The sequence below is a fragment of the Streptomyces deserti genome (assembly GCF_054782695.1).
The window spans coordinates 59,856-72,843 of sequence record NZ_BAAGRZ010000005.1; the positions used below are offsets into that span (position 1 = coordinate 59,856).

The 12,988-nt window shown below is 73.5% G+C and carries 10 protein-coding genes; 5 read left to right on the forward strand and 5 right to left on the reverse strand.

What is annotated here, in order from left to right:
- Positions 1–263: 263 nt before the first annotated feature.
- Positions 264–2,885 carry a DEAD/DEAH box helicase gene (locus tag ACYVMZ_RS12345; RefSeq protein WP_461078659.1) on the reverse strand — a complete coding sequence of 874 codons (2,622 nt, stop codon included), beginning with the start codon at positions 2,883–2,885 and terminating at the stop codon, positions 264–266.
- A gap of 494 nt (positions 2,886–3,379) precedes the next feature.
- On the opposite strand from ACYVMZ_RS12345, the gene ACYVMZ_RS12350 reads away from it, so the two are divergent.
- The gene (locus tag ACYVMZ_RS12350; RefSeq protein WP_461078661.1) at positions 3,380–4,135 is read left to right on the forward strand and encodes a ferritin-like fold-containing protein; all 756 of its coding nucleotides are present in this window, start codon (positions 3,380–3,382) and stop codon (positions 4,133–4,135) included.
- A 34-nt stretch (positions 4,136–4,169) separates the two neighbouring features.
- Here the strand turns inward: ACYVMZ_RS12350 and ACYVMZ_RS12355 are convergent, their stop codons facing one another.
- The 4 genes from ACYVMZ_RS12355 to ACYVMZ_RS12370 form a co-directional block, all read right to left on the reverse strand.
- Positions 4,170–4,439 (reverse strand): hypothetical protein, encoded by a 270-nt coding sequence (locus tag ACYVMZ_RS12355; RefSeq protein ID WP_461078663.1) that lies wholly within the window; start codon positions 4,437–4,439, stop codon positions 4,170–4,172.
- 820 nt (positions 4,440–5,259) lie between these two features.
- Positions 5,260–5,487 carry a DUF3107 domain-containing protein gene (locus tag ACYVMZ_RS12360; protein WP_184817925.1) on the reverse strand — a complete coding sequence of 76 codons (228 nt, stop codon included), beginning with the start codon at positions 5,485–5,487 and terminating at the stop codon, positions 5,260–5,262.
- A 144-nt stretch (positions 5,488–5,631) separates the two neighbouring features.
- Entirely contained in the window at positions 5,632–6,279 is a 648-nt protein-coding gene (locus tag ACYVMZ_RS12365; protein ID WP_187823898.1) for a TetR/AcrR family transcriptional regulator, read from the reverse strand.
- Between the two features lie 207 nt (positions 6,280–6,486).
- Positions 6,487–6,711: a hypothetical protein gene (locus ACYVMZ_RS12370; RefSeq protein WP_461078666.1), complete on the reverse strand. Its 225-nt coding sequence runs from the start codon at positions 6,709–6,711 to the stop codon at positions 6,487–6,489.
- A gap of 256 nt (positions 6,712–6,967) precedes the next feature.
- Between ACYVMZ_RS12370 and ACYVMZ_RS12375 the strand changes: the two genes are divergently transcribed.
- The 4 genes from ACYVMZ_RS12375 to ACYVMZ_RS12390 all read left to right on the forward strand — a co-directional run bounded on the left by ACYVMZ_RS12375 (position 6,968) and on the right by ACYVMZ_RS12390 (position 12,870).
- Complete coding sequence (locus tag ACYVMZ_RS12375; RefSeq protein WP_461078668.1) at positions 6,968–8,014, forward strand: alpha/beta fold hydrolase; 1,047 nt, start codon at positions 6,968–6,970, stop codon at positions 8,012–8,014.
- Between the two features lie 8 nt (positions 8,015–8,022).
- Positions 8,023–9,570 carry a DUF3152 domain-containing protein gene (locus ACYVMZ_RS12380; RefSeq protein WP_461078670.1) on the forward strand — a complete coding sequence of 516 codons (1,548 nt, stop codon included), beginning with the start codon at positions 8,023–8,025 and terminating at the stop codon, positions 9,568–9,570.
- Positions 9,571–9,859: 289 nt separating this feature from the next.
- Entirely contained in the window at positions 9,860–11,608 is a 1,749-nt protein-coding gene (locus tag ACYVMZ_RS12385; RefSeq protein WP_461078672.1) for a DUF3492 domain-containing protein, read from the forward strand.
- Positions 11,605–12,870 (forward strand): hypothetical protein, encoded by a 1,266-nt coding sequence (locus ACYVMZ_RS12390; protein WP_461078674.1) that lies wholly within the window; start codon positions 11,605–11,607, stop codon positions 12,868–12,870. Before ACYVMZ_RS12385 ends, ACYVMZ_RS12390 begins: the two co-directional genes overlap by 4 nt.
- Positions 12,871–12,988 lie beyond the last annotated feature (118 nt).

Below are 12,988 nucleotides of genomic sequence, written 5' to 3' on the forward strand. Positions count from 1 at the left end.
TGGAGATGGGGCGGGGTGACTTTCGATGGGGCGGGCGTGCTTTCGCCGTACGGGTTCTATGGGGCGAGGGGCGAGGGGGGCTTTCGCCGTACGGGGCTCGATGGGGCGACGGGGGCTTTTCGCCGTACGGGTTCGGTGGGAGGCGCGCTTTCGCCGTACGGGTTGGCCCGGGCCGACGCGGAATGGGCGGAGGGCGGGAATGGCCCCGGGAATGCCGACGGCCCGGGCCCACGCGGGGTGGGTCCGGGCCGTCGGGTGGGTCGTCAGCCCTGTGTGGATTCCGCGGCGACCGTGGCCTTGCGGGTGCGGCGGGCCCTGGGCTTCGCCTCCGTCGCCTCCGCTGTGTCGGCGCTCGGCTCGGTCTTGGCCGTGGCCTTGCGGGTGCGGCGGCGCGGCTTGGCCTCGGCGGCCTCCGGCTCCGGTGCGGACTGCGCCGGGATGCCCGCGGGGTCGGTGACCTTGCGGGTGCGGCGGCGCGGCTTGGCTTCCGCCGCCTCGGCCGTGTCCACGGCGGCTTCGGCCGCGGCGGCGGTCTTCCGGGTCCGGCGGGGCTTGGCCTCGGCGGCTTCCGGCTCCTGGACGGCGGCAGCCGCGTTGCGCGTCCGGCGCGGCTTGGCTTCCGTCGCCTCGGCCGTGTCGACGCTGTCCTCCGCCTTGGCGGTGGCGGCGGTCTTGCGGGTGCGGCGCGGCTTGGTCTCGGCGGCCTCCGGCTCCTGAGCCGTCTGGGCCGGGATCTCGGCGGCGACGGCGGCGGGCTCGGTGGCCTTGCGGGTGCGACGGCGCGGCTTGGCCTCGGCGGCTTCGGCCGTGTCGACGGCGGCTTCGGCGGCCGCCTCCGCTGCCTTGGCCGTCGCCTTGCGGGCGCGGCGCGGCTTGGCTTCCGCTGCCTCGGCCGTGTCGACGCTGTCCTCCGCCTTGGCGGTGGCCTTGCGCGTGCGGCGCGGCGTGGGCGCGGTCTCCTCGGTCGGCTCGGCGGGGGCCTCGGCCCGCACCGCTGCCTTGCGGGTGCGGCGCGGCTTGGTCTCCGTCGCCTCCGGGGCGGACGCGCTCGTGCCCTCGGCCGTGTCGACCGCCGTCTCGGCGGCGGATGCGGCCTTGCGGGTGCGGCGGCGCGGCTTGGCGGCGGGAGCCTCGGGCTCCGTGGCCACCGCGGCGTCCGCGATCGACGGGGCGTTCGTGGCGACCGTGGCCGAGGAGGTGTCCGCGGCCGGTCGGGTCTCCTCGGTCGACGGCGTGGTCGCGGCGTCGGGGACGACCGCGGCCCCCGCCTCGACGGCCTCAGCGGCCGTCTCCGCGGACCGGCGGGTGCGGCGGCGGCGCGACGTGGCCGGGGCCGCCTCGGGGGCCTCCGGCGTCGTGCCCTCCGCCGTTGCCACGGCGGTCCCCGCGGCCTCGGGGACCGCGGACTCGACGGCCGCTGCCGTGGCCGGCGCCGACTCGGCCGGGACGCCGCCGCGCATGCGGCGACGGCGGCGCGGGGTGCGGGGAGCCGTGACGGCCTCCGTCCCGGCAGCGCCCTCCGTGGCCGTGGTCTCCGGCGCGGCCGTCCCCGCGGACTCCGGCGCTCCGTCCAGCGGCGTCCCACCGCGCGTACGGCGGCGGCGTCGCGGCGTACGGGCCGGGCGCTCGCGGTCGGCGGACCGGGAATCGTCCCGGTCGTTCCGGCCGCCCCGGCCGCGCGGCCCCCGGCCGCCCGGCTCGCCCAGGTCCTCCAGCTCCTCCGCGTCCAGCCCGGCGCGCGTGCGCTCCGCGCGCGGCAGGACGCCCTTCGTGCCCTCGGGGATGTCGAGGTCGGCGAAGAGGTGCGGGGAGGTGGAGTACGTCTCCGGCGGGTCGCTGAGGCCCAGGTCCAGCGCCTTGTTGATCAGCTGCCAGCGCGGGATGTCGTCCCAGTCGACGAGGGTGATCGCGATGCCCTTGGCGCCCGCGCGGCCCGTACGGCCGACGCGGTGCAGGTACGTCTTCTCGTCCTCGGGCGTCTGGTAGTTGATGACGTGCGTCACGCCCTCGACATCGATGCCGCGGGCGGCGACGTCGGTGCAGACGAGGACGTCCACCTTGCCGTTGCGGAAGGCGCGCAGGGCCTGCTCACGGGCGCCCTGGCCGAGGTCGCCGTGGACCGCGCCGGAGGCGAAGCCGCGCTGCTTGAGCTGGTCGGCGAGGTCGGCCGCCGTGCGCTTGGTGCGGCAGAAGACCATGACCAGTCCTCGGCCTTCGGCCTGCAGTATCCGCGCGACCATCTCGGGCTTGTCCATGTTGTGCGCGCGGTAGACGAACTGCTTGATGTTCGCGACCGTCGCGCCCTCGTCGTCCGGCGCGGTGGCGCGGATGTGCGTGGGCTGCGACATGTAGCGGCGGGCCAGGCCGATGACCGCGCCCGGCATGGTCGCCGAGAACAGCATGGTCTGGCGGCGGGCCGGAAGCATGTTGATGATCTTCTCGACGTCGGGCAGGAAGCCCAGGTCGAGCATCTCGTCGGCCTCGTCGAGGACCAGGCACTTCACATGGCTCAGGTTGAGCTTCTTCTGCCCGGCGAGGTCGAGGAGCCGGCCCGGGGTGCCGACGACCACGTCGATGCCCTTCTTCAGGGCCTCGACCTGGGGCTCGTACGCCCGGCCGCCGTAGATCGCGAGGACGCGCACGTTGCGCACCTTGCCCGCGGTCAGCAGGTCGTTGGTGACCTGTGTGCACAGCTCGCGCGTGGGGACGACGACAAGCGCCTGCGGGGCGTCGGTGAGGTCCTCGGGCCGGGCGCGTCCGGCCTCCACGTCGGCGGGGACGGTGACGCGCTCGAGGAGCGGAAGGCCGAAGCCCAGCGTCTTGCCGGTGCCGGTCTTGGCCTGGCCGATGACGTCCGAGCCCGAGAGGGCCACGGGGAGCGTCATCTCCTGGATGGGGAAGGGGGTGGTGATGCCGACGGCTTCCAGAGCCTCGGCGGTTTCGGGGAGGATCCCGAGTGCTCGAAATGTGGTAGTCAGGGTGCTGCCTCTTCTGTGTGCGCGGCGCGAGGCGAGCGCGGGGGTCGTGTCAGACCGTGCCGGGGACGTCGGCTGCCTTACGGGTGGGCCGTAGGGCACGGGACCACTGCCGACGCTCTAGCGCTCGTACCGCTGAGGGTGTCCCCCTCCGGGTTCCGTACGCACTGTGCCGTACGGACGAGGAGGGCTGTCGGGTCGGAGCCGATCGGGCCACCGACCGGGCATCCTCATACATGCGGCCCGTCGAATACATCGTCTCCATGGACGACCGTACTCAGCAGGCGCATTACCACCATACCCCGGATTCGCGCACATGCGATGGCCGATTTGGTCACGTAGTCGTCGTCACACTGGTTGACCAGGGCCTTACGCCCGGCGGCGAGCGGACTATTGTGCGCTGCATGACGAGCTCTGACAAGCCTGAGAACGCCGCGGACACCCCCGACACTTCCGCCGAACACACCGGAGTCTCCGCCCGGGACTGGGCGGCGGCCTCCGCCGACCCGCAGTACCGTGCCGCGGTCGTGGACCTGCTCGGCGCGCTCGCGTACGGGGAGCTGGCGGCGTTCGAGCGCCTCGCGGAGGACGCCAAGCTGGCGCCGACGCTGGAGGACAAGGCGGAGCTGGCGAAGATGGCGTCCGCCGAGTTCCACCACTTCGAGCGGCTGCGCGACCGGCTCAAGGAGATCGGCGAGGAGCCGACCCGGGCGATGGAGCCGTTCGTCGCCGCGCTCGACGGCTTCCACAAGCAGACGGCGCCCTCGGACTGGCTGGAAGGGCTCGTCAAGGCGTACGTCGGCGACTCCATCGCCAGCGACTTCTACCGCGAGGTCGCGGCCCGGCTGGACTCCGACACCCGCGGCCTGGTGCTGGCGGTGCTCGACGACACCGGCCACGCCGGCTTCGCCGTCGACCGGGTGCGCGCCGCGATCGACGCCGACCCGCGCGTGGGCGGACGGCTCGCGCTGTGGGCGCGGCGGCTGATGGGCGAGGCCCTGTCGCAGTCCCAGCGGGTGGTCGCGGACCGGGACGCGCTGTCGACGATGCTGGTGGGCGGTGTCGCGGACGGCTTCGACCTCGCCGAGGTCGGCAAGATGTTCTCCCGGATCACCGAGGCCCACACCAAGCGGATGGCAGCGCTGGGACTCGCGGCCTGATCAGGTCAGCGGCTCCGCCGGCGTCGGCGGCGGTTCACGCCGTCGCCGATCGGCGGCGGAGTCTTCCCGAGGGGCGCAGCAGCAGCGACAGCGAGGCCACCGAGACGATCGCCGCGCCGAGCAGGATCAGCAGCAGGCTCCCGGCGTCCAGCGCGCTGTGCATGACGAACGCGCCGAAGAGGGCTCCGGCGACACCCGTCGGCAGGACCAGCGCACGGGCCGGGAGACGGTGCGGCAGCCGGTGCGCGGCCGCCCACGCCAGAGCGAGGCCGAGGATCGCGGAGCTGAGCGCTTCCAAGAGCATGTCAGGGGTCCCTCCCACATGGCCGGCCTGCCCACAACGGTCGTAGCCCGGTTTACCCCTGACCTGCGGAATCCAATCCTCCCCTGTGGGTGACTTGTGCTCCACCTGTGAACGGAGAGCGGCGAGAGGACTGGGGGAACCGGGAGAAACGGGCGGGCGTACGGCGGGGAAACGGCACGCGACGCTTGCGGGAAAGCGGAGGCCGTGACGGCTGCGGGAACGCGGAAGGCCGCGAAGGCCGCAGGAACGCGGAAGGGCGCGAGGATGCGTGAACGCGGAAGGGGTGGAGGGGCGGAAGGTCGTGGACGGCGCGGGAGCGCGGAAAACCGCGACGGCTGCGGGAACGCGGAAGGCCGCGACGGACGCGGCAGTGCGGAAGGGCGCGACGGACGCGACAGCGCGGAAGGCCGCGACGGCTGCGGGAACGCGGAAGGGCGCGACGGACGCGGCAGTGCGGAAGGGCGCGACGGACGCGGCAGTGCGGAAGGGCGCGACGGACGCGGCAGTGCGGAAGGGCGCGACGGACGCGGCAGTGCGGAAGTGTGCGAGGGCGCGGGGACGCGGAAGGCCGCGACGCTTGGGGGAACGCGGAAGGGTGCGACGGAGGCGGCAGCGCGGAAGGTCGCGAAGGCCGCGGGAACGCGGAGGGGCGGAAGGGCGCCAAGGACGCGGGAACGCGGAAGGGCGCCAAGGACGCGGGAACGCGGAAGGGCGCCAAGGACGCGGGAACGCGGAAGGGCCCGGCGGTCTCGAACCGCCGGGCCCTTCTGGCATTCCCGCGTCTGCGCACAGCGCGCTGAAGCCACCGCGCCCGCGTCGCTTACAGCGCGCCGAAACCCACCTTGCGCGGGGCCGGCTCGCCGATCTCGACGTAGGCGAGGCGGTCGGCCGGGACCAGGACCTTGCGGCCGTGCTCGTCCACGAGGCTCAGCAGCTGTGCCTTGCCGGCCAGTGCCTCGGCCACCACGCGCTCGACTTCCTCGGGGCTCTGACCGCTCTCCAGAACGATCTCGCGCGGCGCGTGCTGCACGCCGATCTTGACCTCCACGGCTATGTCCCTCCGACGGTCAGTGAAGTGCGCGACCTTCCGCGCCGTACCAGCACACATTAGCCCGGTGAGGGGACGTGCACGCTCCGCACGAGAACGCCACGAGCGAACAACGGGCGGGAACAAACGCGCCTCGGTCGCGCCTCAGTGGTGCTGCTGTTCGCTCCCGTGCAGCGGGAAGCCCGCGATGCCGCGCCACGCCAGCGAGGTCAGCAACTGTACCGCCTGGTCGCGCGGCACGCTGCGGTCGCTGTGCAGCCAGGACCGCGCCACCACCTGGGCGAGGCCGCCCAGGCCGGAGGCCAGGAGCATCGACTCGGCGCGGGACAGGCCCGTGTCCTCGGCGATGACGTCGCAGATCGCCTCCGCGCACTCGTTGGTGACCTTGTCGACGCGCTCGCGCACGGCGGGCTCGTTCGTCAGGTCCGACTCGAAGACCAGGCGGAACGCTCCGCCGTCGTCCTCGACGTACGCGAAATAGGCGTCCATCGTCGCCCGGACGCGCTGCTTGTTGTCGGTCGTCGACGCCAGCGCGTTCCGTACGGCCTGGATGAGCGACTCGCAGTGCTGGTCCAGCAGTGCGAGGTAGAGGTCGAGCTTGCCCGGGAAGTGCTGGTAGAGCACCGGCTTGCTGACGCCCGCGCGCTCGGCGATGTCGTCCATCGCGGCCGCGTGGTAGCCCTGGGCCACGAAGACTTCCTGGGCGGCTCCCAGCAGCTGGTTCCGTCGGGCACGGCGCGGCAGGCGCGTGCCCCGCGGGCGTACCGCCTCTGTCTGCTCGATGGCTGTCACGCCGCCTCCCATAGTCGTCCACGTGCGGTCTGGGCCGCGTCGCCATCGTACTTTTCGGTAACCGTGGTGTGCGCGGTGCGAGCGCAGAATTTCACGGACCGGACGGTGAACGAAGCGGCACAGAAGGTTTCAAATGGGATCAAGGCGGGCAAGGCGCGGCCTCTCTCCTGCTCAGCGGCGCCCCGCGCCGCCGCCCGTCGCCACGCGTCACCGGTAGTCGTCCTCGTCGAGTTCGACGATCCGGGCCTGTTCCGCCAAGTCGGCCTCGTTGGCGCGGTCCGGGTCCACGCGGGTCAGCGGATCGTCGCGGTCCGGCCTGATGTCCGCGTGCTGCTCGGCCGCGTCCACCTCCGGAGCCTCGACGCCGAACTCCTGGGCCTCCTGGGCGTCCTCGTCCTCGAACGTCTCGGGGTCGGTGGGGTCTACGGCCATGCTGGGCTCCCTTCCTACGAACGTCCCTGAAGCATGCAGGGGCCACACGCGGGTGCCCTCTGTACGAGCCTAGGAGACACCCGATCCGGACGCTATGCGATCCGCGTCCGGGACGTGACCGGGTGCGCACACCGGGCGGGTGGCGCGGGATGCTGTGTTCCCCTGCGGTGACCTTGAAACCGTCTCCTGAAACTTGACAGGTACCTGTGACGGCGAACACATGAACCACTGCGTGATCGTCTCGTAACATTGCCGCATGTCTTCGACCGAGCTGCCGTCCGTGCCGCCCGCAACCGTCCTCCCCAAGGTGGCGGCCGTCAGGGTGGCGGAGGGTGAGCGGCTCAGGTCGGTGGAACTGCCCGGCGTCACGCTCACGGTGCGGTCGAGACCCGCGCGTGAAGGGCTGCCGCCCGCGCTGTACGTCCATGGACTCGGCGGTTCCTCGCAGAACTGGTCGTCGCTGATGGAGCAGCTGGACGACGTGGTCGACTGCGAGGCCGTCGATCTGCCCGGCTTCGGCGACTCCCCGCCACCGGACGACGGCAACTACTCGATCACCGGGCACGCGCGCGCCGTGATCCGCTATCTCGACGCCGCCGGACGCGGTCCCGTGCACCTGTTCGGGAACTCGCTGGGCGGTGCGGTCGCCACGCGCGTCGCCGCGGTGCGGCCCGATCTCGTGCGTACGCTCACCCTCGTGTCACCCGCGCTTCCGGAGATCCGTGTCCAGCGCACCGCCGTGCCGACGGGGCTGCTGGCGGTGCCCGGCGTGGCTCCGCTCTTCACCCGGATCACCAAGGAATGGACGGCGGAGCAGCGCGTCCGTGGCGTCCTCACGCTGTGTTACGGAGATCCCGGACGGGTCTCGCCGGAAGCCTTCCGCAACGCCGTGCAGGAGATGGAGCGGCGGCTGCGGCTGCCGTACTTCTGGGACGCGATGACGCGCTCCGCGCGCGGGCTGGTCAACGCGTACACGCTGGGCGGCCAGCACGGGCTGTGGCGCCAGGCCGAACGCGTTCTCGCCCCGACCCTGCTCATCTACGGTGGCCGGGACCAACTCGTCGGCTTCCGCATGGCCCAGAGGGCGGCCCGCGCCTTCCGCGACTCCCGCCTGCTCACCCTGCCGGACGCCGGGCACGTGGCGATGATGGAGTACCCCGAGACGGTGGCCATGGCTTTTCGTGAACTCCTTGCGGAGGTGGGGGAGTCGGGTTCCGACGGTGTGCAGCGCGCTCGTGAGTCAAGTGCCCGTGCGGGCCGGGACGTCGGCGGCGGGGCCGCTGCCGAGAACGTGGGGGGCTGAGGCGCGACGTGGGACGCCACAGCCGTCGCGGGCCCGCTCCCCAGGGCGATGCCGCGCACACAACTGCAGTACGGGATGGTCGGCCGGAGCCGGGGCAGGGGCGGGGAGGCCAGGCGGTGCCGGAAGCGGTCCCCGTCACGGGGCAGGGGAGTTGGTCGCCGCATGGGGCCGGTCCCCGAGAGGTGCCGGGGCCGCCGCAGGGGCAGCGGCCGGCGTCCGGGCCTGTGGGTGGGACGCCGGCGCGCGGCGTACCGAGGGTTGCTGACGCGACGCCGGCTCATGGTGTGCCGGGCTTCCCGGGCGGACCGTCGGCGGACGGCACTCCCGCCCCCGGTGTGCCCCGTCTGGCGGACGGCACGCCCGCGCGTGGTGTCCCGCGCCTGCTCGACGGCACCCCCGCCCACGGCTTCCCCCAGGCCCGCGGTGGCCACCCCGAGCAGCGTGAACCCGGTGGCGGCTGGGGTGAGTTGAGAGGGTGGCCCGGGGACGGGTACGGCGCGCCCGCCGGGACCGCCGCTCCCATACCGCGGCAGCGGCAGGCGCCTCCGGGCCCGCGGCAGGACTACCTCGACGCCTTCACCGAGGACGACGACGTCTTCGCGCCCCGCCGTACCGGCACCGCCACGGTCCGTACGCCCGCGGACGCCTACGCCTCCGTCGCCGACTGGACCGCCCGCCCCGCGACCGGTACCGGCACCCCGACCGACGCCGACGACGCGCCGCCCACCGGGGCGCCCGCGCCGGTCAAGGGCGCCAAGGGGCGGACGTTCACCGGGATCGCGGCCGCCGCCGTCACCACCGTGCTGGCCGTCATCGTCGCCGGACAGGTCGCCGACGCCCGCGACGACGCCGCCGTGCAGTCGCAGTCCGCCACCGACCAGGCCCGCGACGCCCGCGACTCCGCCTCGCGCGGGGACGAGCGGGCGGCGCCCTCCGGTGCGCCCGCCGTCGAGCAGCTGACGTACGAGCAGAAGATGGACAAGAAGTACCCGCTCAGCGCCGCGCTCAAGGGCTCGGGGAAGTTCGACGCGATCCCCGGCATCGACAGGGCACCCGGCACGGGGCAGAAGTTCACCTACCGCGTGGACGTGGAGCAGGGGCTCGGGCTCGACGGTGAACTGTTCGCCGAGGCCGTGCAGAAGACGCTCAACGACGACCGCAGCTGGGCCCACAACGGCGCCCGCACCTTCGAGCGCGTGTACTCCGGCCGACCCGACTTCGTGATCACCCTCGCCAGCCCCGGCACCACCGCCGACTGGTGTGCCAAGTCGGGTCTGGACACCACCGTGGACAACGTCTCCTGCGACTCGGCCGCGACCGAGCGCGTGATGATCAACGCCTTCCGGTGGGCGCAGGGGTCGGAGACCTACGGTGACCAGATCCACGCCTACCGGCAGATGCTGATCAACCACGAGATCGGCCACCGCCTGGGCTACAGCCATGTCACCTGCGACAAGGACGGCGACCTGGCCCCGGTCATGCAGCAGCAGACCAAGTTCCTCGACCACGACGGGATCCGCTGCCGCGCCAACCCCTGGCCCTATCCCGGGAGTTGACCGGGTCTGACGGGGTCGCGTCCAGCGGTGCGCCGCGGGCGGGACCGGGACCCGTCCGGGAGACCGTCCTTCCGGCGCGTGAACCGGGCCAGAGCATGACTATCCGTATCCGTTCGATCTCCTGGCGCGACGGAACGCGACCCGCACGGGAAAGTTACGACCGTTCACCCCTTTTGGTGGCGCGATGGACAACCGTCCGTCGCGCCACCGCCTTGTCCGCATACGTTCGTTCCGCTGCGAGCCGCCGGGGCAACGGCGGCTCCCCATACGGGAGATCGGGGGTGCACTCGTGCGCATAGGACTGCTTACGGAGGGTGGCTATCCGTACGTGAGCGGTGACGCCAGGCTCTGGTGCGATCGGCTCGTGCGCGGGCTCGGGCAGCACGAGTTCCACGTCTACGCGCTCAGCCGGAGCGAACGCCAGGAGGACGACGGCTGGGTCCCGCTGCCACCGCAGGTCAGCCGCGTGCGCACCGCACCCCTGTGGATGGCGGAGGACGACGGTGTGGTCTATGGGCGACGCGCGCGCCGACGGTTCGCGCAGTGCTACGGCGAACTGGCGGCCGCGCTGTGCGCGGCAGGCCCGACGGACGCTTCGGAGGGCACGTCGGTCCCTGAGGCGGACCGTTTCGGCAACGCTCTGTACGGCCTCGCCGACCTCGCCCGCGAGGAGGGCGGACTGGTGGGAGCACTCCGCTCCGAGACCGCCGTACGCGCCCTGGAGCGCGCCTGTCGTGCGCCCGGCGCCCTGCGCGCGGCGCGTGAGGCGCGTGTACCGGAGCTGCTCACCGTCGCCGCCTACGTCGAACGCGCCCTGCGGCCCCTTTCGCTCGACTGGTACGAGGACGACGGCCTCGGAGCGGTCGACCTGTGCCACGCCGCGTCCGGTGGCATGGCCGCCCTGCCGGGCCTGCTCGCCCGCCACTTCTGCGGCGTACCGCTCCTGGTCACCGAGTACGGGGTGCAGCTGCGGACGCACTACCTGACCCGCACCGAGTCCGCGCCGGCGGTACGGTCCCTGATCGCCGCCTTCCATGGGAGACTCGCCGCCGAGATCTACGCCCGGGCCGCGTTCGTCACACCTGGCAACACGCACGCCCGCCGCTGGCAGGAGCGCTGCGGTGCCGACCGCGCGAAGATCCGCACGGTCTACCCCGGCATGGACGCCTCGCCCTTCGCGGAGGCCGGCGAGTCCCCCGAGCGCGCGGACCCGGACACCCTCGTCTGGGTCGGCCGCGTCGAGCCCGCCAAGGACCTGGTCTCGCTGCTGCACGCCTTCGCGGAGATCCGCAAGGAGGAGCCGAGGACGCGCCTGCGCATCATCGGCCCCCCCTCCGGCCCCGAGGGCGCGGCCTACCTCGGCCACTGCAGGGCGCTGGCCGCGCAGCTCTTCCCCGACGAGGCCGAGGGTCCGCACGCCGTCGGCGACAACCCGGTCTCCTTCGAGGAGATCGGTGGGCCGGACCTCCCGACGCTCGCCGACGCGTACGCCTCGGGCGCCGTGACCGTGCTGTCCAGCGTGGTCGAGGGCTTCCCGATCGGTCTGGTCGAGGCCATGTTCTGCGGGTGCGCGACGGTCTCGACGGACGTCGGCGCGGTCGTGGAGGTCATCGGCGGTACGGGACTCGTCGTACCCCCGCGCAACCCGCGGGCGCTCGCCGAGGCGTGCCTGGCGCTGCTGCGCGACCCCGAGCGCCGCGAGCGCCTGGGCGCCGCCGCACGCGCCCGCGCACTCGAACTGTTCACCGTCGAGCAGAACATCGCGGCATTTCACGGCATTTACCTGGAGATCGTCGCGCAGAGCCCGGTCCGTCGCGTCGTCCTCGACGAGACGGGAGAGCCCCTGCCGTTCGCCACTCCGGCCGAGTCCCACGTCCCGGGCCACTGGACCGAGCCGACGCCGCGCGGCGGGACCGGACCGACGCCGCGCGGCGGGACCGATCCGAGGCCTCACGGCGGCCCCGGCTGGGCGACGGACACGCCGGTACGGGCCACGACTCCGGCGCCTCCGGTGTCCGCGACGGAGGGAGTCCGATGAGCGGCCTCGGCGAACTGGACCGCCACGGGACCCCGAGCAGCCCGGGGCCGTGGGACGCACAGGAGCAGGACTGGCCGGCGGAGGAGACGGACGCGCGCGAGGCGCGCACCGCCGGCATCCGGGACGACGAGAGGCCCGTCCCGGACACGGCCGCCGACCGCAGGCCCCACACTCCCCGCCGCGGTGCCGACCCCGTCAAGGCGCTGATGCACCGTCATCGCGAGCTGTGCGAACGCGCGGTGGACCCGTTGGAGATCGCGGCGGGTCTGGAGGCCCACGGCGTCACCGACCGGACCGCCGCCCGGTTCCGCCACCGGGACGTCTTCTCCCTCGCGGAGGAGATGTACGCGCGCGTACCCCGTGACGGGGACACACCCCCGCGCCTCACACCCACCACGGCCTCCCGGCCACGCGCCGACTGGATCCTGCTCACCCTGCTGCCCGGTGCGGCCTGCGCCGCCACAGTGGCCGCCCTGCGTCTCACCGACGGCCGGCCCCGCCTCATCGCGGCGGCGATCGGCGCCCTGGCCGTGGCCCTGTCCGTACGCGCGGCTCTGCGCCGAGGCCCGCTGGCCACCACGGCCCGCACCCCACACGGCGCGTCCGCCACCTGGACGTACTGGCTCGTCGGCTACGCCCTCCTCGGCAACGGCCTGCTCCACGCAGCGATCACCGGCGGCCCCGACGCCCTGCCCACCGGCACGGCCGACGGCCCCTGGCCCGTCACCACCGCCCCGGTCCTGGCCCTCACCCTGTCCTGCGCCCCGGCCGCCTGGACCGCCCACCTCTTCGCCGCACGCGCCCGCCGCAGACTCGCGGCCAGCCGTGGCCTGGAGGAGTTCGCGGCCGCCGTACGACCGCTCCTGCTCGGCACGGTCGCCCTGTTCCTGGGCGCCCTGACCGCCCTGCTCACCGCCTGCGCCGCAGCCCTCGACGAACCGCCCGCCTACGCCGAGACCCTCACCCTGGGCGCCCTGTTGTTCCTGGCCCGCCTCCTCACGGTCCACGGCTTCACCCATGCCCCGGCCATGGTTCTCGTCGCCACAGTCACGGCGCAGGCGGCGGCCCTGGCCACGGTCTTCGCGGCCCGCCTCCCCGGCTGCGCCCCCCTGGCCATCCCCGCGGACACCCTCGTCACCACCTGGGGCCCCGGCAGCCTCCCCGCCCTCACCTGCGGAGCAGCGGCGCTGGCCCTCCTGGTCCACGCGACCCGCAGGCTGACCAGAGCCTCGGCCCACGCACCGGCGGAGCCCTCATGGTGACCGCGCCGGTGCCCCGGCAGTCCGCCCCGCGAGCCCGCGGTACCGGTGCTCCGGCGGTCCGCCACCGACCTCGTTCACACCACACCCCCTCCGACCATCCGAAGGAGAACTCCACATG